Genomic DNA, 23,097 nt, shown 5'->3' on the forward strand with positions numbered 1-23,097 from the left:
ACGATCCGGTACGGCTGTGCCTTTCGGGTAGTTCACCGCGCGAGTGTTCATGGACGTTTCATCGGTATCGCCATCGTTGGTCGCCTCGCTGAACAACCACTGAATTCGCGATAGCCCATAGCTATTCCCACTGCTCACCAGCGCGTATCGGCGAGGTGAACAGCAGGGATTACCTCGATTGCCTGATCGACATCGCCGTGCAGGCCCCCGCGACTATTCGTCGGGGGAGAAGGCCCAGACGGCGGCGGGGCGGCCGGTCGCCTTGACGCGGCGGCGTTCGGTGGTGCGCTCCAAGCCAGGGATGGCGGCCAGAGTTCGGTTGAGGTTCGCGGGATCGGGGCGAGTGCCGTGGATGGCGGCGCTGAGTTCGACCGCACGAGTGGCCGGAAATTCGTCGCCGGTCAGTGCCCGGGTGAAAGCCAGGTCCTTCCAGAGCAATCGGGCAAGCAGGCCGCGGGCGGCCTCGACGATGCGATTGTGGTCGAACGCCAGCTCGGGCACCTGATCGAAGGAAACCCATTGCGCCGGCCCCTCATGCGGCCCGACCACCGCCCACATGGCAATGGACAAGGTCGGCCCGCGCGGATCGCGATTCGGTTCGTCGAAGGTCACCAATTGCCCGACCGCGCCGATCGCCGCCTCCGGCACCCCGAGCTTGGTGTGCACTGCCCGCCGCGCGGCCGCGACCAACCGCTCCCCCCGCCCGAGCAGTACCCCCGGCAACGCCAACCGCCCGGTGAACGGCTCCATCTCCCGCGGCGCGATCCCGACGCTCAACCCCGCGTCATCGGCCCAGAACCGCAACGCCACCACATCAACCGAAACAACGGATTGCTCCACGCCACCCCATCCTGCCCCACACCCGCCACCCGCCGCCGAGTGGCACGCCAGGTAGCGATGATCTCGACGTGCACCGCAGCCATTTGTACGGACACGGCTTTCGAGCCCTAGGCGACTGCGGCCGCGGTGTGGGTCGGGGTGCGGTTGCGGCGGTCCGGGCCGTCGGCGGTCAGGACTATCGGGGCGCCGAGTTGGCGTTCCAGCCATGGGACCGGGTCGGCGGGGATGGGTGTGAGGGTCGGGGTGGCCGTGGTCAGCAGTTCGGTGAGGTGGCGTTGGTGGTCGAGGTCTTGCCATGGGCCTGGTTCGAGGTGGTCGACTATGCCGGTCGGTGTCGCGTATTCCGTTGCGGCGTAGCCTGTTCCGGGCATGTCGAGATGGGTGAGGGCGAGACCGTCGATGCCGCCGGAGACCTCGATGGCGTAGCGGAGCAGGATCGGGTCGAGGTGGCCGCGGCGGAACGGGCCCTGGTACGGACCGGTGGTGTTGTGGGGTTCGGGGATGGTCAGGGTGTCATCCTCGGTGGGGAACGGGCCCGCGCCGTGGCGGGTCATGTAGGTGCGGGTGACGCCGAGTGTGTGTGCGGGGGCGTCGATTTCGGCCAGTAGGGCGCGGGCGTTGCGTGGTTCGACGGTGGACCAGGTGGTGTGTGGGTGGAAACCGCGCCATTCGTCGAGGAGAACGCCCTGTGCGCCTTCGAAGATCAGGCGGCCGCGTCGGGCCAGGCGGGCGAGTTCGGTGTCGTCGACGATGCGGACGGCGGCGGCGAATTCCCGGTACATCTCGACCAGATCGCCAATCGGTTCGTAGCGGTGCGCGCTCGGCGCGATCAGCGGGCCATAGTGTGCCGCAATCGCCTGCAGCTTGGCGTGCAAAACGTTGGGGCGCAGGCAATCCGACACGGTCGGGGCGTCGTATTCGAGTGCGTACCGGGCCGTTTCGCCGATGCCGCGGCCGCAGGAACCGTGCCGCGAGGAACCCCTCGCGTCCTCGCGCGCACGGTTGGCGGCGATATGGATCGGGGTGGTGAGCAGCGCTCGCCCGTCGATCCGCAGCAGCGACAGCGGCTCCGGCACACCCACCGCCGCCAGCCGCAGCGATTCGCTCGCCAGCGCGATCGGCTCGACCAGCATGTGCCGTGAGAGCAGCGTCGGCACACCGGAGAAGGCGCCGGAGCCGAACTGGGCGAAGGTGTGATGCCGTCCTTCGGCGATCACATTGTGCGCCGCCTGCGCACCGCCGTTGAACCGCACGACCGCCGATACGCCCAGTCCCGCCTCCGGCGAGCACAGCCAATCGACCGTCGCCCCCTTCCCGGCATCCCCGAACCCGAGGTCGAGCACTATGATGTGCGACTGGATCACCTTGTACCCCTGACCTTTCGAGCAAGGACCGAGTCCGAATTCAGCTCCGGCCCCGGGACAGTGCGCGCATACTCGGTCCCGCCTTGGCGCCCAAGGCCTTTCCGACCGAATCCGCTTCCGTTACCGACCCGACATCGCGCAGATCCGCCAGTCCCGTATGTACGTCGACGCGGTCCTCCTCGAGCCCGATGGTGAGCGCGATGAGCTCGCAGACCGCGGCCGGATCGTCGAGCTTCATGAAGTTCTGGCCGAGCAATCCCCGCCAGTGTTCGGCGATCTCCGGATCATCGAAATAACTCGACTGGTTCGGCAAGATGTAGTACACATGCCAGCGCTCGGCCAGTTCCCGATAGATCGAGGCCACCTCGATATCGGTGCGCACATGGTCGCCGATGACGCCGCGGATGTGCCGCCCGGCCAACTTCGCCTTGTTCAGCTCGTCGCCGATGATGAACAGGTAGCCGCGCTTGCCGCGCTGCTCCCAGGCGTCGGTCGCGACATGGGTGGCCATGAAATACGCGGCCAGCTCATAACTTTCGGACTTCTGCCCGCCACCCCCGCCCTCTAGCAGGATATTGCGCAACTGCTCGTCCATCCGGTTGTCGGATTCGAACTGGCCCACCTGCAGCGGCACCCGGTCGGTATCCGCATCGCCGATGGCGCCGAACATGATCTGCGGATCCTGCGCATATCCCTTGCGCCGCAACAACCCGTGCAACTTGCCGAGCTTGTCCTGCATGATCCGCGGTACCCGTCCCATCGATCCGGTGACGTCGAACAGCACCGCGATCGGCAGCGAATTCCCGTGCTCGTCGGAATCCCGACATTCGCGCACGGTGACGCCGAGCGGGTCGAGCGCCGGATGCGCCTGCCAACTCGTATACGGCTGGCCCTGCATCTCGGCGGTATATCCGAAGTCGTCCAGCCCCCGGCTGGCACGGAAGGTCTTGGCCGCGCGGTAGGCGGTGTCGTCCCAATGTCCGTATCCCATGTCGTCACTTCCTCTCGTGAATCTAGTTTTAGTGTATGAGACTAAAACTCTGCTCGTCAAGGGTCCCCCGGTCACCGTCGCGACCGCGCGATCAGCTCAGGAAGCCGACATCAAGGCCGCCGCGGCGACCGTCTCGAGAATGCAGTAGAACCAGTTGGGGTAGAAGGAGATTCGATCATCGATTACCGCTGAAATGATCCGGCCCAACGCCATTCCGCCCAGCGCGATACCGATCGTGAACATGATTCCGGTGCGCAGCGCTCCGTCGTGCGTCGCCGCGACCCCCAGCATCGCCGCCATCGCCAGACCGAATCCGCCATAGACGGCGCGGATCTCGTAGCGCGCCGCGGCGTGCTCGAGGCGCATGCCGAAGGGACGTATCAGCGGGGCGGGTGCGGCAAGGGCATATCCGCCCATCGCGAGGAAGAACAAGCCGATGACGATATTGACGGCAGTTGCCAAGGTAGCCTCCTGATCGAGTCGCAAGGCCAGCATGGTCGACCGGAGCACATACCCGCTTCCGGAAACGTGCGATCAGTCCTCGCCATAGCGCAACGAGCGCCAGGCCTCGATCGCCCAATCCAGTTGCGGCTCCGGAACAGTGATGGTGACCAGGAGAAGTTCGCCGTTGCGGCGGCTGGCGATCCCCTGCACCCCGACATCCTCGCCGTCCTCCGATGGCAACCACCAGCCGTCACCGGGCCCGCCGATGACCGGCTCACCGCGATGCCCCTCGGTCGCGTTGGCGCCGTATTGCAGCATGGCGGCCGGGGGCGGGCCGGTCTTCGTGTCGCCGACCCGCAGGATGGTGATCTCGATTTGGCGGATGCCGTCCCAGGCCCACCAGCGGTCGCCGTCCCAGCCATAGGTGAAATCGCCGGGGATCCGCAGGCTCCAACCGGATACGGGTGTGGTGCGGACCGACCGGCGGCGGTAACCCAGCCGCGCCGGCGGATCCGCGGCGGCCCGCGCCGGCAGATCGGCGGGCGCATCGGCTGCGGTAGGCAGCGAATCCGCGAGCAGCAGCCGTAACTCGTGCCAGGCCGCCCATGGCAGGTCCAGCGCCGCGTCGAGCCGGTGTGCCTCGGCGAGCAGCGCATCGGCCTGGTGCAGCGCTGGGGTGTCATCGGCGTCCGACGGTGCGCGCCAGCGCACATCGTTCCAGATGATGCCGACCGCGGTATTGCGAAGCGTCCGGGCGGTCCAGCCGTCCTCCCACCAGGGGAAGAACGCGCGCGCCGCCGCCTCGTCACCATCGGAGACGGCCTGGAACCAGTCGCGGTCGCGCGGCCCCAACCAGCTCGCGGCCAGCCCGTCGTAGTCGAAACGGTCACTGCCGAGCGACAATCCGATCGACACCCAGGCGCCCTCGGCGGGCACCTGGGTCAACACCGTCTCCGCGAGGGTGCGGATCCACATCAGGTAGTCGCGTTCGACCTCGGCGCGGTTATCGGCCAGTCCGAGCGGATCCTCGGTTCCCTCGTCCCACACGATGTCGAATCGCCGGCCCATTTCGCGCAGTACCGCGGCAACGTGTCGGTGATAGCCCGGCCCGGCCGCGGCGCAGCCCGCGCTCACCACCACCTGGCCATGCGCCGCGCGTAGATCGACCGGCTCCGCCGCCGGATGCAGGACCGCCAGCAGGCGATCACCGGAGACCTCCACCGAGTTCCGTATCGGCGCCGATGTGGCGATCCAGCCGACCCGGGCACCGGCCGGACCGGTCCGCAGCCACGCCCCGACCTGATCGAGGAAGTCCTCGGTGGGCGCGCGGCACACCCCCGCCACATTCAACTCGATTCCCATGGATACACATCCTTGTGTCCGCGGTCCGGCGGCGAAAGTCAGGACCCTACACCTAAACTGCGGACGTGGACCCGTTGACGCGGATCCGGGGCGATATGCCGGATTGAATCGGCTACTGCTCGACGAGACGACGACAGCCGGCCCGCCCGCCCGGCAGACCCGCCGCGCTGAACCAGCGTTCGAGCTGACCGCTCTGCCACAGGGTCTCGATCTCCGCCAGCACCGCGAGATAGGACAACTGGGCCGCGGACAGCTCCGATTCGGCGTCGATCGGATCGGGAAAGGCTCTGTGCAGGAAGGAAATACAGTCGCTGCGCACGGTGTGCTCGTTCGCGGCCCACGCCGCTTCGATCGCGGCGGGCAGCAGTGTCTCGAAATCGTCGACGCGGCTGACGAGTTCGCGGATGACATCGTGGCGAAGCCAGCCGTCCTGTCCGGGCAGCTGACGGTTGAACCACTCGTCGATGACCTCGGGGCGCTCCAGTGCGGCCAGGAGTTCGTCGATGGCGCGTTGCTCGGTGGCGAAGGCGGGCGCCAAGGCGGCGCAGGTACGGACACCGGGGTGGTCGTCGGTGAGCAGCTGTTCCGGACGACCGCCGTTGATACCCGAAATCCTTGCGGCAGTGGCACGTTCGGCCGGGTCCGGCATCATCGGCGCGATGATGTCCAGCCGGTCGAGCAATGCGGTCCGCTTCGCGGCGCAGGCCGGATGCGCGGTGAGCTCGATCAGCGCGCGCAACGCGGCGATACGCACCGCCGCGTCCGCATCGTCCACCAGGGATTCGACCGCCTCGATCACGTCGGGAATCACCGCGCGACAAGCGATCTCGTCCCGCGCCCGCATCGCCGCGCGGAATTCGTTGTCGTCGATCGCCGCCAGCAGGCCCGGTGGCGTCGGAACATGCTCCACCAGTAGGGCATTCGCAGGATCGGGACCGAGTTCCAGCAGCCCCGCGCGCCGATTCGCCTTTACCCGCTGCAGATCCTCCTCGGTGCGACCAGGCGGATAGGCCTCGGCATACAACTGCGCATCGGAAAGTCCGGTACAACAGCCCTGCGCGAAGACCTCGAGGTAATCGAGCAGCGCGACCCGCAGGGCCCGCGGCTCCGGATCCCACGGCAGGATGTCCTCGATCGTCATCGCGGTATGCGGGCGCGACAGCAGTTGCGCCACGATCGCGACGAACGGCGCGGTCGCGGAGTACACACTCCCCTGATGCAGTAGCGCGGCATCGAGATAGCCGACGGCGTCGACACAGGCCTCGGCATCACCGTCGATCAGTGCCCGCAGATGCGCCGGAGCATCCGCCGCCGGGCCATAAGCATGTTCCAACTCGGCCCAATCGACATCGGCTATCGCTCGCAGCACCTGGTCCACCGCATTGATCATGCTGCAGCCGGGCAAGTCGCTCAACTCGAGCGAAACCCTTGCCATGCCCCGCAGCGCTACGGCGCGGGTTCCAAATGGTCGCCGATCAGCATGGTTCCGGGGCCACGTCGCGCGCCGGGCCCGTGCCGCCAGGACACATTGTCGGCGGTGAGCGGCGCTCCGCAGTCGCGGCACACCACCACACCCGACGTCGCATGCCCACACTCTCGATGCACGACCAATGCGGGTGGGCCCGCTGGCCCGGCCAGCCATTTGTCACCCCACGAGATCATCATCGTGAGCGCCGGATACAGATCGCGGCCCTGCTCGGTGAGCAAGTACTCGTTGCGCACCGGATTCGACTGGTACTGCCTGGCCTCGACGATCCCGTACTGGCGCAGCACATCCAGACGCGCGGTGAGGACATTCGAGGCGATCCCCAGATCGCGGCGGATGTCCTCGAACCGGTTCACCCCGACGAACAGGTCACGCAGGATCAGCAACGTCCACCGCTCCCCGACCACGTCGAGCGTTCGCGCGATCGAGCACACAATGTCGGACATAGCAGCCTTGGGCACAGACCCATCGTAGTCCATTGCTTTTTGCAAGTGACTCAGCTACGTTCCGATGCGTCAGAAGGACGCGAGTGCGAAGGGGTGATCGAGACAATGCCGGACGCTGTGGCACGGTTCCGCGAGGCGACGGAGACCGCCGATATCGACGCGCTGATGACCACCCTCGCACCCGACGCCGAACTCACCTCACCGCTGTCCGGGCGCTTGGTCTTCCGCGGTCACGACGATCTGCGCATCCTGCTGACCGCCGCCTACGGCAGCCTCGCCCGGCTGCGCTGGACCGAACACATCGGCGATGGCGCACGCCGGGTTCTGCTGGCCGAGGCCGACGTCGGCCCATTCCGGATGACCGAGGCCATGATCCTCGAATTGGCCGAGGACGGCCGCATCCGCCGCCTCGAGCCGCACTTGCGGCCCTGGCTTCCCCTCACCTTCCTCGCCGTGAAGCTCGGACCGCGCCTGCTGCGCCATCCGGGTGTCATGCGGCGTGCCGCACGCGGATGACGTTCCGCTTTACCGGACCAGCGTTTCCACCAGTCCGTCGGCGGTCAGTTCGGCGCGCCTGGTTATCCCGATGTCGTCGAGGAAGCGAGGGTCGTGGCTGACGACGATCAGTGCGCCCTCGTAGTTGGCGAGGGCCTGGGTCAGGTGGTCGAGGCTGGGGAGGTCGAGGTTGTTGGTCGGCTCATCCAGTAGCAGGAGTTTGGGGGCGGGGTCGGCGAGTAGGAGCATGGCCAGGGCGGCGCGCAGGCGTTCGCCGCCGGAGAGGGCCGCCGCCGCGACATCGGCGTCGGCGCCGCGGAACAGGAAGCGGGCCAGTTGGGCTCGGATCTGTTCGGCGCGGGCGTGTGGCGCGGTCGCCGCGACATTGTCGAAGACGGTGCGGTGCTCGTCGAAGATGTCAAGGCGTTGCGGCAACATGCGCCACGGGACCTTCGGTGGTTCCGCGGCGATGCGGTGCAGCAGCGTGGTTTTGCCCGCGCCGTTGCGGCCGGTCAGTGCGATCCGCTCGGGGCCGGACACCCGCAGCGTCACGGTCGGCCCGCAGGCCAGCTCGACCCCGTCGAGATCGATGACGTCCTGCCCCGGATAGAGCCGGGTGTCGGGTAGGTCGACCCGGATCTGCCGGTCGTCACGCAATAGCTCTTCGGCGTGCTGCAGCTGTTCCTTTGCGGTGTCCAGCTTTTCGATGTGGTTATTGCGCAACTTGCCCGCCGACACCTGCGCGGCCCGCTTGCGTGCGCCCATGACGATCTTCGGCTCGCGTTTGTTCTCGAACATCTTCTGCCCGTAGCGCGCTCGGCGATCCAGTTTGATCCGGGCCTCGACCAGTTCGCGCGCCTGTTTGCGAACGTCGCTGCGCGCATCCCGGATGGTGGCACGTGCGAGCTCCTGCTCCGCCGCGATGATCCGTTCGTATTCGCTGAAATTGCCGCCGAACAAACGCAATTCGCCCTGGCGGAGTTCGGCGATCGTGGTCATCCGCTCCAGCAGTTCGCGATCGTGGCTGACCGTGAGTGCGGTGCCGGAGAATTGGCCGACGACCTCGTAGAGGCGTTGCCGGGCAACGTCATCCAGGTTGTTGGTCGGCTCGTCGAGCAACAGCACGTCCGGATCGCGCAGCAGCTCCGCGACCAGACCGAGCAGAACCGTCTCCCCACCGGACAGCGTCTCCAAGCGGCGGTCGAGCTGTTCGATCGAATCGGCGAGGTAATGCAGACCCAGTCGACCGAGGAGGGCGATGGCGCTCTCCTCGACGTCCCACTGCCCGCCGACCGCATCGAAGTCGGCCTCGTCGCCGATGCCGGATTCGATGCGGTGCAATGCCTTTCGTGTCGCGGCGATGCCCAGCACCTCGTCGACCCGCCGACCAGCGCCGAGGCCGAGATCCTGGCGCAGATAACCGAGCCGCCCGGTCACCGTGATCGAACCGCGTGCGGGCGTCAGCTCACCCGCGATCAACCGCAGCAGCGTGGACTTGCCCGCGCCATTGCCGCCGACCAGGCCGAGGTGGCCGGTTCCGAGCACGGCATCGAGCCCGTCGAATACGGGTGTGCCATCGGGCCAGGAAAAAGTGAGATCGGAAAGTGAAAGATTGGTCATGCGGACCCCAGAGGTTGCACGGAACGCGACGCGCGGGATGCGGGCCGCCCGAGTGGCTACCTCATGAGAGCAACGGCATGACTCCGATCAACGGGGATAAGACCCGACTAGGTTAACCACAACCGCGGATGTTGTGCCAGTGATATTTGGATCACACGAGCCCTGCCTACCCACCAGCACCGATGACAGCCGAGATCTCCGGCGGCACAGGATAAGGCCGCTCAACAGGCAGCGCCCCAGCCGCCGCATCCAACTGCCCGGCGGCCACCAGTTCACGGATCCGCCGTGCCTCATCGGTCAACCCCAACCGGCAAACCGATTTTCGCGAACTAGACGCGCACCACCGACGTCAACGGGTAATCACCCTGGCGGTCGCGCCCGTTCAGGAAACCCAGCTCCAGAACCACTGCGGCCGCCACAATTTCGGCCCCTGCGGCCTGGAACAGATCCGCTGCCGCGGCCAACGTCCCACCGGTTGCCAACACGTCGTCGAGGAGCAGGATGCGACGCCCCTTCAGCTCGACACTATCGGCGGGAATCTCCAGAGCGGCAGTGCCGTACTCGAGGCTGTACTCGCGGGAGATCACCGGCGGCGGCAGCTTACCCGCCTTCCGCACTGCCATGACACCGGTGCCCAACGTCGCGGCCACCCCCGCACCGAGGATGAACCCACGCGCATCGACCCCCGCCACCAGATCGGCATCGGGAGCACAGGCGGCAAGGCAGTCGATAACCGCCCGGAAACCCTCCGGATCAGCGAAGACCGGGGTCAGATCGGCAAACCGGATGCCGGGTGAGGGGAAATCGTCGCGCCAGCGGGTGAGGCGTTCGACCAACTCGGCCGCCTTGCCCGTCCGCTCGGCTAGGACGTCATCCGATTCCACCGCCGCATGCTTGCTCATCGACACCTCTCCATGGTTACTCACCCACCAACACCTGTCACCGCTTCAACACCCAGCGGTCCATGTTCCAGCCGGTTCCCGCCTGGGTGGGTCCGGCTATGCCGTTCTGCAGACCGTTGCCGAACGCGATGGTGCGGGGTGTGACGAACAATGGAATGCTCGACATCTCCGCCCACAGCAGGTTCTCGGCCTCGGTGCGCAGATTCAGCGTTGTGGTCGAGTTGTCGTCGCCCGCAAGCTGATCGGTGATCGAATCGTAGCGGCCATTACCGAAGCGACCGAAATTGAGCCCGCTACCGGTGCGCAACGCGCTGGTAGCGGCCACACCGGTCTCGGATCCGGCCGGACCCGGCGCCGATGCGGTACTACCGAGGACGGCGTCGACTTTGCCCTCGGTGAGCTGGGACGGCGCGAAATCGGGGGATCCGGCGTCCACCACGTTGATACCGGCCGGTTTGCACGCATCCGCGATCATCTGCACGGTCTGTGTGCGCCGCTCGTCCGGCTTCACATACCCGACCCGAATGGTCGAATTGGCCGCACCGGAGGCCGCCGCCGCGGTCGCGTCACCGCCCCGATACTTCTCGGCCGCGCCGATCACGGCCGGGTAGTACAGCGAATCCTGCTGTGTGATACGAGAATTCAGCACCGCGGTACCGAGTCCCGTCTTCGGCGCGTCCTTGGCCTTGCCGAGCTTGTCGAACAGCGCTTGGCGCGGCACACACAGCGCGAAGGCGCGCCGCGCGTCGACCGAGGCGAAGACCCCTGAGGTTCCGAGCACCAACTGCTCGGCACCGCGCCCCGGCACCGTCCGCACCGAGAACCCGTCCAGGTTGATGTCCTTCACCGATCCGGCGCCGATATCGACGACCCCGACCGCGTTGTCGCCGACCTTCGACTTCAGATCGGCCGTCTTCGGATACACCACGATCCGCCCGGTCTGGGGCTTATTGCCCCACCAGCGTTCGTTGGCGACCAGGACCAGCCCGTCCTTTGCGGAGTAGGAATCGATCCGATACGGCCCCGAAGACGGGAACCGCGAAAGATCCACCTTGTCCGCGCCGATCGTCCACCCGTTGTTCCAGAAGTCGGCGATCCGCTGCAGCGAGGCCTGATCACCGGATTGCACGGCGGTCACCACATTCGGCACATTCGCCACCCGAGCGGCGACATGCGCGGGCATCAACTCCCCCGCGCTGAACAGATTGCGCCACGGCAGGTAATGGTGGTCGGCCCGGAACACCACGGTGGCGTCCTTGGAGCCGGGCTGACAGTCCACCCGTTCGATATCGGCGTATCCGGCGGTGCTCGCGGCATCGAACAGCGGAACCTGGCCGCGGTCGCCGGGTTTGGTGTAGCGACCACTGCGCGCGGCCCAGGCGAGCACCAGATCGTCACATGAGGTCGGCACCCCGTCGGAGTAGACCCCGTCGGCATTGAGCCGGTACTGCACGGTCTGCGCCTCGCCGGGCACCTCTTTCGCAGTGCCCACATCGGTGTCGGCGACCTGCTGGCCGTCGGGTCCGGTGTAGAAGAACCCGGTCAGCACCCGCGCGAACACCGCGTCCGAGCCGCTGCTCGCGCCGAGCGTGGTCCCCCCGTTGTAGCTGGCGATCACCGCGTCGACGGCATAACCGATGGAGGGCACTTGGTTCTGGCTCGAGCACCCGGCCGCCACCGTGGCGGCCACGGTCCCCGCAGCCACCGCTCCGATCAGACGTGCCGCTAGCGACTGCTTCATAAACGAAAACCCCTGCCGTCGGCTGTCAGTGCCTGCGCTTGTTCCGCTTTCCGCTCGGTCGGGCGCCCGGACGCGGAGTCTGTCCGGGTTCGCGCTCGGGGCGTGCACCCAGATCTCGGCCGGTCGCCGCGAACGCGCGCCGCTCCGCCTCGGCACCCGCACGCGCCGACGCCAGCCCGGCCCGCTTGTTGAGCACCTTCTTGGTGTGCGCCGCGACCGGACCCCAGCGTTCCTTGATCGACACCAGCAGCGGCACCGCGAAGAAGATCGACGAATACGCGCCGACGATCATGCCGACCAGCTGTACCAGCGCCAGATCCTTCAGCGTGCCGACGCCGAGCAGCCATACCGCGATCACCAGCATGCCGACGATCGGCAGAATGCCGATGACCGTGGTGTTGATCGAACGCATCAGCGTCTGGTTCGCCGCGAGATTCGCCTGTTCGGCATAGGTGCGCCGACTCGTGTTCACCACGCCGCGGGTGTTCTCCTCGACCTTGTCGAAGACGACGACATTGTCGTAGAGCACATAACCGAGGATGGTCAGCAGACCGATCACGGCCGCGGGTGTCACCTCGAAGCCGACCAGCGAGTAGATGCCCGCCGTGACGATCATGTTGAAGAACAGCGAGGCGATCGCCGCGATCGACATATCCCGTTCGAAACGGATCGCGATGTAGACCATGGTGAGCGCGATGAACACTCCCAGCGCGATCAAGGCCTTCTTGGTGATCTGGCTACCCCAGGTCTCGCTGATCTCCGCGACACTGATCGCATTGCGAGAAACGTTGCCGTCCTTGTCCTTCGGCTGGAAGGCGTTGAACAGCGCGGTCTGCAGCGCGTCGGTCTGGGTGGCGTTCAGTGTGTCCGAGCGGACCTGGATGGTCTCGGCCGAACCGGACCCGACCTTCTGCACCGTCACCGGGGCGTGGCCGATGGTCTGGGAGTAGACGTCCTCGACCTTCTGGGTGGTCGCGGTCCCGGCCGCGGGCAGCTGGATGCGCGAACCGCCGGCGAAGTCGATGCCGAGGGTGAATCCGCGAACTCCGATGCTCAGCAACGAGATCAGCATGAAGGCCGCGGTCAGCGCGTAGTAGAAGCGACGGCGACTGACGATCTTGAAACCGCCGGTGCCGGTGTAGAGGCGCTCGAAGATGCCGTGCTTGGGCGCTTCGTAATCGTTCACCTGGTCGGCGAACGGCTCCAGGGTCGAATTGGGCCCACCCGTCGCCCGACCGCCACCCCTCATGGAATCGCTACGCGATGCTGTACTCATCGTGACGTCTCCTTAACCAGAGCCTCGCCAGCCCTGCGTTCCCTGGCCACTTCCTGAATCGCGCCGAGCCCGTTGACCGACGGCTTGGCCCAGAACGGCGAGCGCGACGCCAGCATCATCAGCGGCGAGGTCACCAGGTAGAGCACGATCACGTCGAGGACGGTGGTGATACCGAGGGTGAACGCGAAGCCCTTCACCTGACCGGCGGCCAGAATGTAGAGCACGACCGAGGCGATGAGGCTGACGGTCTTACCGGAGAGGTTGGTGCGCTGGGCCCGCTGCCAACCGCGCGGCACCGCCGAGCGGAAGCTGCGTCCTTCGCGCATTTCATCCTTGATGCGTTCGAAGAACACCACGAACGAGTCGGCCGTCAGACCGATACCGATGATCAGACCGGCGATACCGGCCAGATCGAGGGTGAATCCGATCCACCGCCCGAGCAGCACGATGATGCCGTACACCGCGACACCCGAGGCAACCAGCGAGAATCCGGCAAGGAAGCCGAGCATCCGGTAGTAGGCAAGGCAGTACAGCAGCACCACCGCGAGACCGATCGCACCGGCGAGCAGACCGGCGCGCAGCGAGGACAGACCCAGCGTCGCCGAAACCGTCTCGGCCTCGGAGGTCTGGAACGACAGCGGCAGCGAACCGTACTTCAGGGTGTTCGCGAGCTCCTTGGCGCTGGCCGCGGTGAAGCTACCGGAGATCGTGGTCCGCCCGCCCTGCTGCGGACCCGACTGCACGACCGGCGCGCTGACCACCTTCGAGTCGAGCACGAACGCGACCCGCTTATTGATGTATTCGCCGGTCAGCGTCGCCCACGCATCGCTACCACCGGATTTGAACTCGAGGTTCACCTCGTGGCGGGCCTGCTGCTGGTTCAGTCCCGAGGTGGCGTCCTTGATCTCCTGGCCGTCGATGCGGCTCTTGTCGAGCAGCAAGATCTCCTTGCCGTCGGTGGCGCAGGCGACCAGCGGCAGGTTCGGATCGTCGTTACCGGCCAGCGGGTCGGCCTTGGTGCAGTCCATCGCCGCCATCGCGGCCGCCTGCACCGTGGGATCGGTGCTCTGCCTGGTCGCCTTCGCGTCCGCGATCTCCTTCTTCGCCTGTTCCTGCGGCGTCAGGCCGCCGGGCGGGGCCGGGGGCGAGGTCGGGGCCTGCGCCGGGAAGACGCGCGGCTGCGGGGCCGACTCCGCCGGGGGCGCGGACTCCGGGGTCGGCGCCGCACCGGTGGCGGGCGCGGGCTGGGTCGGCACCGTCCCGTCGGGGTTGAGCTGCGTGGTGTCCGGAATCGTGCCCGGCGTCGTCCCCGGTGCGCCCGCCGTCTGCGGCGTGCCCTTGCCGCCGACCGCGGGGGTCGCCTGCAGCACCGGACGGATGTAGAGCTTGGCGGTCGTCGCGAGCGCCTTGGCCTGGCCGCCGTCGTCACCCGGAACCGTGATCACCAGGTTGTCACCGTCGATGACGACCTCGGACCCCGAGACACCGAGGCCGTTGACCCGGTTCTCGATGATCGTCTGCGCCCTGCGCAGGCTGTCCTGGCTCGGCTTGCTGCCGTCGGGGGTGCGGGCGGTCAACGTGACCCGGGTACCACCCTGCAGGTCGATGCCCAGTTTGGCGGTCGGGCGGTCACCGGCGAAGAACACCAGCGCATAGATCACGGCCAGCAGCAAGGCGTAGACGCCGAGCAACCGGAGCGGATGCGCCGATCCCTGGGAAGGTGGCACAGTTCGTCATCTCCTAGGCGGAAGTCGAGGATGGAACAGGCGGGCACACAGCACCCGGACGGATAGCCCGCGGCGCTCGTCAGCACGCGGGCTGGCCCTTTCGAGCGACCTGCAAGCAGTCGCTACGGTAGCCGGTGGAGCTGACCGTTTCGAGCGACCTGCGAGCGATCGCCGCGGAAGTCAGTCCTTGGTCAGCCGGGTCTCGGTCTGCTGCGCGGACTCCTCGACGGGACCTGCCTCGATCTCGTCGGCCACGGTCTCATCCGTGGTCTCGTCCGTGGTGCGCACATCGCGAATGGCCTGACGCAGCCAGGTGGTGATGACATCCTCGGCGATCTCGAGATCGACCGTGTCGTCATCAATATCGACCACGGTGCCGTAGAGCCCCGACGTGGTGGTGACCTGATCGCCGACCTTCAGGCTTTCCTGCATCGAGGTGACCTTCTCGGCCTCGCGCTTCTGGCGGCGCACGCCGAGGAACATGGGCACGAGCAGGGCTACCAGCAGCAGCGGAAACAGAAGTTCCATCGTCGAAGTCAGTCCCTAGTCTGTGGGTGGGATGGACAAGTACACCAACAGTCTGCCAGTTCGCGTCATCGCCACCACACCGGCACACCCCCTGACGTCCCAGAACGCCGCTTCGGCGGGCATCGGGGCGCTGGCCGCGGACCGGTCATCCGAGGTATTCCGCGATACGCACTGGTCGACGCCGCCCCGCATATGGGCCGAAACGTCGCAGCTAACGAGCGAGCCCCGCGACCGTGGTGCGGTCGCGGGGCTGCGCAACGGGACGTCCTAAGCGGTCTTGCCGTAGGTGTAATCGTCGAGCGGAAAGGCGACGGCTTCGCGGTGGGCGTTGATGGTGCTGGTCGGGCGCAGCAGAGCGGCCTCGCCGTGCTGGTTGAAGTAGTAGCTGCGCGCGGTCGAGCAGTCGCCGCCGTAGAAGACCGAGGAGCCGAGCTTGTCGGTGACCCGCTCCAGGAAGTGCCGGTTGGCCTCCTCGGTGACCTCGAAGGTGGTCTCGCCGCGACGGAAGGTCTCCTTCAGCAGGCGGCCCATGTGCTTCATCTGGGCCTCGATCGTGGTGAAGTAGGACAGGCCGCTGTAGGAGTACGGGCTGTTGAGGCTGAGGAAGTTCGGGAACTTCGGCACCGTGATGCCCTCATAGGCCTGGAAACGGTTGTCGCGCCAGAACTTTCCGAGGTCGAGGCCATCGCGGCCGATGATCTCGATGGCCGGGAAGTTCACATCCCATAGGTTGAAGCCGGTGGCCAGGATCAGGGTGTCGATCTCGGTCTTGTGGCCGTCGGCGGTGACGATGCCGTCGGGCTCGATGTGATCGATCGAGTTGGTCTCCAGCCGGACATTGGGCTGGTTGAACGTCTTGAAGTAGGCGTTGGAGAAGGTGGGACGCTTACAGCCGAAGTCGTAGTGCGGGGTGAGCTGCTTGCGAATCTCCTTATCGCGCACCTGCGCCCGCAGATGCGCCTTGGCCAGCACGCCCGCGGCCTTGTTCAGCGGCTTGGCCTGCTTGAAGTGCAGCACACCGAGCACCATCAGCGCCTCGAGCATGCTGGTGTTGACCAGCCGTGCGGCCTTCTGGGTGGCGGGCACGCGGGCGAACAGCTTCTGCACCGGTGCCGGAATCGCGGTGTCGATCTTGGGCACCACCCAGATCGGGGTGCGCTGGAAGACGGTGAGTTCCTCGGTCTTCTTGGCCGCCTCCGGTACCAACTGCACGGCGGTGGCGCCGGTGCCGATGATGGCTGCCCTGCGGCCGGTGAGGTCGAAATCGTCCTCCCACGCGGTGGTATGGATGATCTTGCCCGCGAAGGACTCGATGCCGGGGAACGGCGGGGTGTAGGGCTGGGACAGGAAGCCGGTAGCGGTCAAAAGGTAACGGCCGGTAATGGTTTCACCGCCCGCGACGGACACGACCCAGTGCTGGTGCTCCTCGTCCCAGCGAGCGCCGTCTACCACGGCGCCGAAGCGCATCCGGCGGCGCAGGCCGTACTTGTCGGCGACGTGCTCGGCGTACTTCTTGAGCTCCTTGCCCGGCGCGAACAGCCGCGTCCAATTCGGGTTGGGCTCGAAGGAGTACGAGTAGGTCACCGAGGCGATATCGACCGCGAGACCAGGATAGTGATTGACGTGCCAGGTGCCGCCGAGGTCGTCCTCGCGCTCGAGGATCACGAAATTGCTCAGACCGAGCCGGTCGAGCTCGATACCCGCGCCCATTCCACCAAATCCCGCACCGACCACGACAGCGTCGTACTGAGGCGCCACGTCGAACCTCCTGCTATATACATTCCAACGGGAATGTAGGAATCATCTCTCACAGAATGACATCTCATTCCGTTTATGAACACAGTATCATCGGGTGCGTGACGAAGCCATCCACGCGTGCGCCCCGACCAGCGGCCGGTAATGCGATCCAGCGGCGCAAAGCCGAGCTGCGCCAGGAGATCATCGACACCGCCTTCGTCTGCTTCGCCGAAAAGGGCTATCACGCCACCGGCATCGCCGATATCGCCAACGAGCTGGGCATCGGGCACGGCACGTTCTACCGGTATTTCAGCAATAAACGCGAGATCATCGACGTGGTCGTCGACGATCTGGCCGCCCGGATCATCGATGCGCTCGGCACCGATAACGCCCCCGACGCCGCCACCTCCCTTGACGAATACCGCGCCCAGATCGACCGCATCGGCGCCGCGCTCACCCACATCCTCGTCGAGGACCGTCGGGTCGCCCAGCTGCTGCTGTTCCACGCGACCGGCATCGATGACGAACTCACCGCCCGGCTCTACGGCCTGCTCGATATGGCCGACGCGCTCACCGCCGGTTACCTCTCGCACGGCGTCGAGCTCGGCTACCTGCGCGCGGACCTCGACACCAAGAACACCGCCAAGGCCGTCACCGGGATGCTGATCGCGGGGATTGTGCAGGGACTGCGCAATCCGGACCGGACCGCGGTCGACGGACTGAACGAGGCGATCCGGCGACTGCTGATCGACGGCGTGCGCAAGGACTGAATCCGGCTGCGCGAAAACGATAATTCTCCACCGGTTTGCCGCGGCGATCAGCGCTAGGGTGTAGCCAGATCGACTGTGGCCAACGGGGGCAGCACGTGTTCGGTAGAGACCGCCGAGTTCGAAAAATGCGTATTCGACCAGAGCAGGGCAGCGCCCCTGACACAATGTCGCGAGTGACCCCCGAAGACGTGAGCCGAATCCATTTCGCCATGCCGCCAATGGGACACCGCGGCTACCACGCCGACGAGGTAGACGCCTTCCTCGAACTCGTCTCCGCCACACTCAGCGGACACGGCGTGCTGACCGCCGACGATATCCGCCACGTCGCCTTCGACGCCCCCCGCTTCGGCGGCCGCGGCTATCAGGCCGACCAGGTCGACGAATTCCTCGACCGGGTCCGCATCGAGCTGGAATTCCGGCAACGCGGCAGCCGCCCGGTTCCCGCGGGCGGCAACGGCTCCGGTCCCGCCGCCATGCTCACCCCCGACGACGTGCACCGCATGCAGTTCACCCAGGCCGCGGTCGGCCGCCGCGGTTACGACACCGACGAGGTAGACGCCTTCCTCGACCTCGTCGCCGCCACTCTCGCCCACGGCGCCCCCGGCAGCCTCACCATCGCCGACGTCCGCGCCGTCCGCTTCACCGACGCCCGCCTAGGCACCCGCGGCTACACCCGCGACGAGGTAGACGCCTTCCTCGACCTCGTCATCACCGCCCTCCAACACGCCCACTAACCCAAGTCAAGATCAGGTGGAATCTATGGCGGCATCGCCCGAGAAAGCCCCGCCACCAGTTCCACCTGATCTTGATCTCATACCGCGCTGGGGAGGTTAGTCGAAGAGGTCCAGGGTGGGGTGGGGGTCGCGGCCGCGGACTTCGATGGAGCCGAAGACGAGATCGGGGGGTGGGATGAGGCCCAGGTGTTCCCAGGCGGCGGCGGTTGCGACGCGGCCTCGGGGGGTGCGCGCGACCATGCCGGCGCGGACGAGGAACGGTTCGCAGACCTCTTCGACGGTGGCGGCCTCCTCGCCGACGGCGACCGCGAGGGTCGAAACACCAACGGGCCCACCGCCGAAACTGCGGACCAGGGCGCCGAGGACCGCACGGTCCAGGCGGTCCAGGCCCAGCACGTCGACGTCGTAGACCTCCAGCGCCGCCTGGGCGATCGGCCGGGTGATCAGACCGTCGGCGCGGACCTCGGCATAGTCGCGGACGCGGCGCAGCAGGCGGTTGGCGATGCGCGGGGTGCCGCGGGAACGTCCGGCGATTTCGGCGGCGGCGTCGCGGTCTATGGTGACGCCGAGGATATGGGCCGAACGCTGCAGGATGCGCAGGAGTTCATCGGGATCGTAGAAGTCCATGTGGCCGGTGAAGCCGAAGCGATCGCGCAGCGGGCCGGTGAGCGCACCCGAGCGGGTGGTCGCGCCGACCAGGGTGAAGGGCGCGATATCGAGCGGAATCGAGGTGGCCCCGGGGCCTTTGCCGACGACCACGTCGACCCGGAAGTCCTCCATCGCGAGATAGAGCATTTCCTCGGCGGGCCGGGCGATCCGGTGGATCTCGTCGATGAACAGCACATCGCCCTCGACCAGATTGCTCAGCATGGCGGCGAGATCACCCGCGCGTTCCAGCGCCGGACCCGACGTAATGCGCAGTGCCGTACCGAGTTCCGCGGCGATGATCATCGCCATGCTGGTCTTGCCCAGGCCGGGCGGGCCGGACAGCAGCACATGGTCCGGGGTGCCGCCGCGCTGTTTGGCGCCGCGCAGCACCAGCGCCAACTGTTCGCGCACCCGCGGTTGCCCGATGAAGTCGTCCAGGGATTTCGGGCGCAGGCTGGCCTCGATCTCCCCGTCGGACTTCAGATAGCTTGCGCTGACCTGGGATTCGGGTTCGGTGTCGTCGTAATCCATGACGTTTTACCGGCTCTTGCCGAGCGAGCCGAGTGCGGCGCGCAATGCGACCGAGGTATCGGCGGCGGGCTGTTCGGCGAGCACGGCATCCACGGCCGGTTCGGCCTGTTTGGCGGGAAAACCGAGCCCGATCAGCGCCTCGACAACCTGCTCGCGCACCGGCGTGAGCACCGGAGTCGGCGTGCTACCGGGCGGGCCCGCCTGCACCGGAACGAGATTCACCTTGTCGCGCAACTCGACCACCATGCGTTCGGCGCCGCGCTTGCCGATGCCCGGCACCCGGGTCAGCGCCGCGACATTGCTCTCCGCGAGCGCCTTGCGCAGCGCCTCGGGTTCCAGCACGGCGAGCACCGCCATGGCCAGCCGCGGTCCCACGCCGGAGACGGTCTGCAAAAGGCCGAACAGGTCACGGGATTCGGTATCGGCGAACCCATAGAGCGTCATCGAGTCCTCGCGCACGATCATCGCGGTGAACAGCCGGGATTCCTCGCCGCGGGTCAGCGTCGACAGCGTCGCCGGGGTGACATTGAGCCGGTAGCCGACGCCCGCCGCCTCGAGCACCACATGATCGAGCGCGATCTCGAGCACCTCACCGCGTACCGACGCGATCACGGGCGCACCACCTTCCGTTGTTCGGCAAGCCGCTGGGTGTACCGCCGCTGCGCTTCGGCGGCCCGCGCCTCGGCCTCGGCCATCCGCGCCATCAGCGGCGCCCGCCAACAATGACAGATCGCCAGGGCCAGCGCATCGGCCGCATCCGCCGGTTTCGGCGCGACCTGGAGGCCGAGGATACGCGTCACCATCGCGGTCACCTGAGCCTTGTCCGCGGTGCCGTTTCCGGTGACCGCGGCCTTCACCTCGCTCGGGGTGTGGAATGCCACGGGTATCCCCCGCCGCGCCGCCGCCAGCGCGATCACCCCGCCCGCCTGCGCGGTGCCCATCGCGGTGCGCACATTGTGCTGCGCGAACACCCGCTCGATCGCGACCGCATCGGGTTTGTGGATGTCCATCCAGTTTTCGGCGACATCGGCGACGCCCATGAGCCGGTGGGCCAGGTCCATATCCGCGGGGGTGCGCACCACGTCGACGTCGAGCGCCGTCACCTTCCGACCCAGCCCGCCCTCGACGATGCTGAGGCCGCACCGGGTGAGCCCGGGGTCGACGCCCATCACCCGCACACGATCCCCTCTCGAACACACGAACAACTGTTCGAGAGTCTAGTGGACGCCGCGGGCGCCGTTCGCCAACGACACGGCGCCCGTCCGGGATTCGGCTCGTCGAGGGTCAGTCGAACGAGTGATAGCAGCTCACGTAGGCGTACGACCCGGAATCGGATTCCTCGACGACCACCTTGCCGTCGCGCAGGATGCGGCAGCTCACCGTGCCGCCATTGGACCCGCTGACAGTCGCCGACACCCGGCCCGAGCGGACGAATCCGGTGAGGGTCACGGCCTTCGTCCAGGGCAGCGACGCGTGGTTATCGCTGGAGCTCTCGAAATCGCCACTGGTGTAGGAGATATCGGCGGTGCCGGTGCCGGAGATCTCATAGGTCACCGCGACTTCTTTCTTCGACTCCTTGTCGATCCGATAGGCGATGGATCCGAACACCGCGACGCATCCGCCGACAATGAGCACGATGGCCAGGAAGATGCCGCCCAAGACCCACGGCCACACCGGCTTTCCCTTGGGCGGCTGCTGCGGCGAATAGCCCGGGTAGCCCGGATACCCCTGTCCGGGATAACCCGGGTATTGCGGCGGTGGCTGATAGGTCATGTGCACCCCTCCTGAATCCTGCACAACCGGCTATAGGACCTTACCGGACAACAGGGCTGGGAGTCCGGTTCACTTGTGCACTAATCGACCAGCGACCGATCAGCGTTTCAGCGCCGACCACCACGGCATCGTTCGGGCCCACAGGTCGGCTGGAGCGGATTCACAGGGTTTCTCGAGGAAAGGTCTCGACAATGCCGTAGGTGCCCGTAGTCCGTGCCCCGCTCGCCGCGCCCGCGACCCCCGTGACACCGCCACCGCCGCCACGGCTGCCGTCGGCGAATCTGAATCCGAACTACCAGCACGGCTCCTATCACGGGATTTCACTGCTGCACGGCTGGTTGCCATTGACCGTCGAGTTGGCCGCGGTGGCCGCGTTGATCCTGGCGATCGGCTGGCGAACCCGGCGCTGGCGGCTGGTACTGCTACCGGTCTGCGCGCTGCTCGGGGCGGCGGGCGCGATGGCCGCGTGGGCGTATGTGAACGATCAGGGGCTGGCATCGGATCCGGCGCCGGTCGAGTTGTGGGCCTGTGTCGGCGGCGCGGTCGCCGCGATCGCCGTCGCGGCACTCGGCTGGCGCAGTGCGCGCTGGTGGCGGCGCGCGGTCTCATTCCTCGCCATCCCCCTCGCCCTGCTGAGCACCGGCATCGTGCTCAATCAGTGGGTCGGTTACTACCCCACCGTGCAGTCGGCCTGGAACGCGCTCACCGCGGGTCCGCTGCCGAACCAGACCGATCTCGACGCACTGCCCGAACTGCGCAATACCAACGTCACCACCGGCAAGATCGTGCCGGTGCGAATTCCCGACGCGGGCAGCGGTTTTCCGCATCGCACCGAGTACGTATATCTGCCACCGGCCTGGTTCGCCGGTCCGACGCCGCCGACCCTGCCGGTCGTCATGATGATCGGCGGCGAATTCAACACCCCCGCCGACTGGATTCGCAGCGGCCAGATCATGCCCGAGGTGGACAAGTTCACCGCCGCCAACGGTGGCCGCGCCCCCATCCTGGTCTTCGTCGATTCCAGCGGCAGCTTCAATAACGACACCGAATGCGTGAACGGTCCGCGCGGTGATGCCGCCGACCATCTGACCCGAGATGTGCCCAGCTACCTGGAATCTCGCTTCGGCGCCTCGGCGGATCCGGCGAACTGGGCCGTGGTCGGCTGGTCGATGGGCGGCACCTGCGCGGTCGACCTGGCCGTCATGCACCCCGAATTGGTGCGCACCTTCGTCGATATCGCGGGCGATCTGGGCCCGGTCTCGGGCACCAAAGAGCAGACGATCCGCAGGCTTTTCGGCGGCAATGCCGACCAATGGGCCGCCTTCGACCCGCTCACCGTCATGGCGAAACACGGCCCCTACACCGATATGGCGGGTTTGTTCGACGATCTCACCCCACCCAAATCCGGTCCGGGATCCCGTGGCGCACGCCGGTCCGCGGCCGACGATGACGACACCGTCGGCATGGGCGGCCACGACGGCGTCGTCGATACCGGCGAGGTCGGCGCCGCCGAAAAGCTGTGCGCCGCAGGACATGAGGTCGGCATCGACTGCACCATCCACACCACCCAGGGCGGCCACACCTGGCAGTTCGCCTCGGCCGCGTTCACCTCGTCCTTCCCCTGGATCGTCGCCCGCGTCGGGCTTGCGGTGCCGGACGCGACCTGAAACCGATTGCGCGGT

Annotated in this window: 23 protein-coding genes; 5 read left to right on the top strand and 18 right to left on the bottom strand. The window is 66.9% G+C overall.

What is annotated here, in order from left to right; genetic code table 11:
- Positions 1-213: 213 nt before the first annotated feature.
- The 7 genes from ACHQ4I_RS39850 to ACHQ4I_RS39880 all read right to left on the bottom strand — a co-directional run bounded on the left by ACHQ4I_RS39850 (position 214) and on the right by ACHQ4I_RS39880 (position 6,948).
- Positions 214-840, bottom strand: coding sequence for an NUDIX hydrolase (locus ACHQ4I_RS39850; RefSeq protein WP_420777102.1), 627 nt, complete (start codon positions 838-840; stop codon positions 214-216).
- A 107-nt stretch (positions 841-947) separates the two neighbouring features.
- Positions 948-2,204 carry an adenylosuccinate synthetase gene (locus ACHQ4I_RS39855; RefSeq protein ID WP_420777103.1) on the bottom strand — a complete coding sequence of 419 codons (1,257 nt, stop codon included), beginning with the start codon at positions 2,202-2,204 and terminating at the stop codon, positions 948-950.
- 40 nt (positions 2,205-2,244) lie between these two features.
- Positions 2,245-3,195, bottom strand: a complete 951-nt coding sequence (locus tag ACHQ4I_RS39860) for a hypothetical protein (protein WP_420777104.1) — start codon at positions 3,193-3,195, stop codon at positions 2,245-2,247.
- 96 nt (positions 3,196-3,291) lie between these two features.
- Complete coding sequence (locus ACHQ4I_RS39865; protein WP_420777105.1) at positions 3,292-3,657, bottom strand: DUF4345 domain-containing protein; 366 nt, start codon at positions 3,655-3,657, stop codon at positions 3,292-3,294.
- Between the two features lie 72 nt (positions 3,658-3,729).
- Entirely contained in the window at positions 3,730-5,001 is a 1,272-nt protein-coding gene (locus tag ACHQ4I_RS39870) for a hypothetical protein (protein WP_420777106.1), read from the bottom strand.
- A gap of 112 nt (positions 5,002-5,113) precedes the next feature.
- Positions 5,114-6,436 carry a HEAT repeat domain-containing protein gene (locus ACHQ4I_RS39875; RefSeq protein ID WP_420777107.1) on the bottom strand — a complete coding sequence of 441 codons (1,323 nt, stop codon included), beginning with the start codon at positions 6,434-6,436 and terminating at the stop codon, positions 5,114-5,116.
- A gap of 11 nt (positions 6,437-6,447) precedes the next feature.
- Positions 6,448-6,948: a winged helix-turn-helix transcriptional regulator gene (locus ACHQ4I_RS39880; RefSeq protein WP_420777108.1), complete on the bottom strand. Its 501-nt coding sequence runs from the start codon at positions 6,946-6,948 to the stop codon at positions 6,448-6,450.
- A 90-nt stretch (positions 6,949-7,038) separates the two neighbouring features.
- Between ACHQ4I_RS39880 and ACHQ4I_RS39885 the strand changes: the two genes are divergently transcribed.
- Positions 7,039-7,449, top strand: coding sequence for a nuclear transport factor 2 family protein (locus ACHQ4I_RS39885; protein ID WP_420777109.1), 411 nt, complete (start codon positions 7,039-7,041; stop codon positions 7,447-7,449).
- Positions 7,450-7,458: 9 nt separating this feature from the next.
- Here the strand turns inward: ACHQ4I_RS39885 and ACHQ4I_RS39890 are convergent, their stop codons facing one another.
- The 6 genes from ACHQ4I_RS39890 to yajC all read right to left on the bottom strand — a co-directional run bounded on the left by ACHQ4I_RS39890 (position 7,459) and on the right by yajC (position 15,222).
- Positions 7,459-9,048, bottom strand: coding sequence for an ABC-F family ATP-binding cassette domain-containing protein (locus ACHQ4I_RS39890; RefSeq protein ID WP_420777110.1), 1,590 nt, complete (start codon positions 9,046-9,048; stop codon positions 7,459-7,461).
- Between the two features lie 329 nt (positions 9,049-9,377).
- Positions 9,378-9,950: an adenine phosphoribosyltransferase gene (locus ACHQ4I_RS39895; RefSeq protein WP_420777439.1), complete on the bottom strand. Its 573-nt coding sequence runs from the start codon at positions 9,948-9,950 to the stop codon at positions 9,378-9,380.
- 37 nt (positions 9,951-9,987) lie between these two features.
- Positions 9,988-11,691 (bottom strand): ABC transporter substrate-binding protein, encoded by a 1,704-nt coding sequence (locus ACHQ4I_RS39900; protein ID WP_420777111.1) that lies wholly within the window; start codon positions 11,689-11,691, stop codon positions 9,988-9,990.
- Between the two features lie 25 nt (positions 11,692-11,716).
- Positions 11,717-12,967: a protein translocase subunit SecF gene (gene secF / locus ACHQ4I_RS39905; RefSeq protein ID WP_420777112.1), complete on the bottom strand. Its 1,251-nt coding sequence runs from the start codon at positions 12,965-12,967 to the stop codon at positions 11,717-11,719.
- Positions 12,964-14,694 carry a protein translocase subunit SecD gene (gene secD / locus ACHQ4I_RS39910; RefSeq protein ID WP_420777113.1) on the bottom strand — a complete coding sequence of 577 codons (1,731 nt, stop codon included), beginning with the start codon at positions 14,692-14,694 and terminating at the stop codon, positions 12,964-12,966. Before secD ends, secF begins: the two co-directional genes overlap by 4 nt.
- Positions 14,695-14,874: 180 nt before the next feature.
- Positions 14,875-15,222: a preprotein translocase subunit YajC gene (gene yajC, locus ACHQ4I_RS39915; protein ID WP_420777114.1), complete on the bottom strand. Its 348-nt coding sequence runs from the start codon at positions 15,220-15,222 to the stop codon at positions 14,875-14,877.
- A gap of 31 nt (positions 15,223-15,253) precedes the next feature.
- Here yajC and ACHQ4I_RS39920 point away from each other — a divergent pair, with 31 nt between their 5' ends.
- Positions 15,254-15,493 (top strand): hypothetical protein, encoded by a 240-nt coding sequence (locus tag ACHQ4I_RS39920; RefSeq protein WP_420777115.1) that lies wholly within the window; start codon positions 15,254-15,256, stop codon positions 15,491-15,493.
- On the opposite strand, the gene ACHQ4I_RS39925 is transcribed toward ACHQ4I_RS39920, so the two are convergent.
- Positions 15,490-16,980 (bottom strand): flavin-containing monooxygenase, encoded by a 1,491-nt coding sequence (locus tag ACHQ4I_RS39925; RefSeq protein ID WP_420777116.1) that lies wholly within the window; start codon positions 16,978-16,980, stop codon positions 15,490-15,492. The two genes, ACHQ4I_RS39920 and ACHQ4I_RS39925, sit on opposite strands and share 4 nt — an antisense overlap.
- A gap of 98 nt (positions 16,981-17,078) precedes the next feature.
- Here ACHQ4I_RS39925 and ACHQ4I_RS39930 point away from each other — a divergent pair, with 98 nt between their 5' ends.
- Entirely contained in the window at positions 17,079-17,729 is a 651-nt protein-coding gene (locus tag ACHQ4I_RS39930; protein ID WP_420777117.1) for a TetR/AcrR family transcriptional regulator, read from the top strand.
- A gap of 164 nt (positions 17,730-17,893) precedes the next feature.
- Positions 17,894-18,463: a DivIVA domain-containing protein gene (locus tag ACHQ4I_RS39935; protein ID WP_420777118.1), complete on the top strand. Its 570-nt coding sequence runs from the start codon at positions 17,894-17,896 to the stop codon at positions 18,461-18,463.
- A gap of 96 nt (positions 18,464-18,559) precedes the next feature.
- Here the strand turns inward: ACHQ4I_RS39935 and ruvB are convergent, their stop codons facing one another.
- From ruvB to ACHQ4I_RS39955, 4 genes are all read right to left on the bottom strand, one after another.
- Positions 18,560-19,642: a Holliday junction branch migration DNA helicase RuvB gene (ruvB, locus tag ACHQ4I_RS39940; protein ID WP_420777119.1), complete on the bottom strand. Its 1,083-nt coding sequence runs from the start codon at positions 19,640-19,642 to the stop codon at positions 18,560-18,562.
- A gap of 6 nt (positions 19,643-19,648) precedes the next feature.
- Positions 19,649-20,254 (bottom strand): Holliday junction branch migration protein RuvA, encoded by a 606-nt coding sequence (gene ruvA, locus ACHQ4I_RS39945; protein WP_420777120.1) that lies wholly within the window; start codon positions 20,252-20,254, stop codon positions 19,649-19,651.
- Positions 20,251-20,820, bottom strand: a complete 570-nt coding sequence (ruvC, locus tag ACHQ4I_RS39950; RefSeq protein WP_420777121.1) for a crossover junction endodeoxyribonuclease RuvC — start codon at positions 20,818-20,820, stop codon at positions 20,251-20,253. The genes ruvA and ruvC overlap by 4 nt, the downstream gene beginning before the upstream one ends.
- Positions 20,821-20,926: 106 nt before the next feature.
- Complete coding sequence (locus ACHQ4I_RS39955) at positions 20,927-21,415, bottom strand: MmpS family transport accessory protein (RefSeq protein WP_420777122.1); 489 nt, start codon at positions 21,413-21,415, stop codon at positions 20,927-20,929.
- 200 nt (positions 21,416-21,615) lie between these two features.
- Between ACHQ4I_RS39955 and ACHQ4I_RS39960 the strand changes: the two genes are divergently transcribed.
- A complete protein-coding gene (locus ACHQ4I_RS39960; RefSeq protein WP_420777123.1) occupies positions 21,616-23,082 on the top strand; it encodes an alpha/beta hydrolase in 1,467 nt (488 codons plus the stop codon).
- Positions 23,083-23,097 lie beyond the last annotated feature (15 nt).

The organism is Nocardia nepalensis (genome assembly GCF_048910785.1).
Classification (GTDB): Bacteria; Actinomycetota; Actinomycetes; order Mycobacteriales; family Mycobacteriaceae; genus Nocardia; species Nocardia nepalensis.

What these genes read in the sequence shown, in the direction of transcription:
- ACHQ4I_RS39860 (WP_420777104.1), bottom strand. Translation starts at nt 3,195, where the DNA reads ATGGGATACGGACATTGGGACGACACCGCCTACCGCGCGGCCAAGACC.
- ACHQ4I_RS39870 (WP_420777106.1), bottom strand. Translation starts at nt 5,001, where the DNA reads ATGGGAATCGAGTTGAATGTGGCGGGGGTGTGCCGCGCGCCCACCGAG.
- ACHQ4I_RS39875 (WP_420777107.1), bottom strand. Translation starts at nt 6,436, where the DNA reads ATGGCAAGGGTTTCGCTCGAGTTGAGCGACTTGCCCGGCTGCAGCATG.
- ACHQ4I_RS39885 (WP_420777109.1), top strand. Translation starts at nt 7,039, where the DNA reads ATGCCGGACGCTGTGGCACGGTTCCGCGAGGCGACGGAGACCGCCGAT.
- ACHQ4I_RS39890 (WP_420777110.1), bottom strand. Translation starts at nt 9,048, where the DNA reads ATGACCAATCTTTCACTTTCCGATCTCACTTTTTCCTGGCCCGATGGC.
- ACHQ4I_RS39895 (WP_420777439.1), bottom strand. Translation starts at nt 9,950, where the DNA reads ATGAGCAAGCATGCGGCGGTGGAATCGGATGACGTCCTAGCCGAGCGG.
- ACHQ4I_RS39900 (WP_420777111.1), bottom strand. Translation starts at nt 11,691, where the DNA reads ATGAAGCAGTCGCTAGCGGCACGTCTGATCGGAGCGGTGGCTGCGGGG.
- secF (WP_420777112.1), bottom strand. Translation starts at nt 12,967, where the DNA reads ATGAGTACAGCATCGCGTAGCGATTCCATGAGGGGTGGCGGTCGGGCG.
- yajC (WP_420777114.1), bottom strand. Translation starts at nt 15,222, where the DNA reads ATGGAACTTCTGTTTCCGCTGCTGCTGGTAGCCCTGCTCGTGCCCATG.
- ACHQ4I_RS39920 (WP_420777115.1), top strand. Translation starts at nt 15,254, where the DNA reads ATGGACAAGTACACCAACAGTCTGCCAGTTCGCGTCATCGCCACCACA.
- ACHQ4I_RS39935 (WP_420777118.1), top strand. Translation starts at nt 17,894, where the DNA reads ATGTCGCGAGTGACCCCCGAAGACGTGAGCCGAATCCATTTCGCCATG.
- ruvB (WP_420777119.1), bottom strand. Translation starts at nt 19,642, where the DNA reads ATGGATTACGACGACACCGAACCCGAATCCCAGGTCAGCGCAAGCTAT.
- ACHQ4I_RS39955 (WP_420777122.1), bottom strand. Translation starts at nt 21,415, where the DNA reads ATGACCTATCAGCCACCGCCGCAATACCCGGGTTATCCCGGACAGGGG.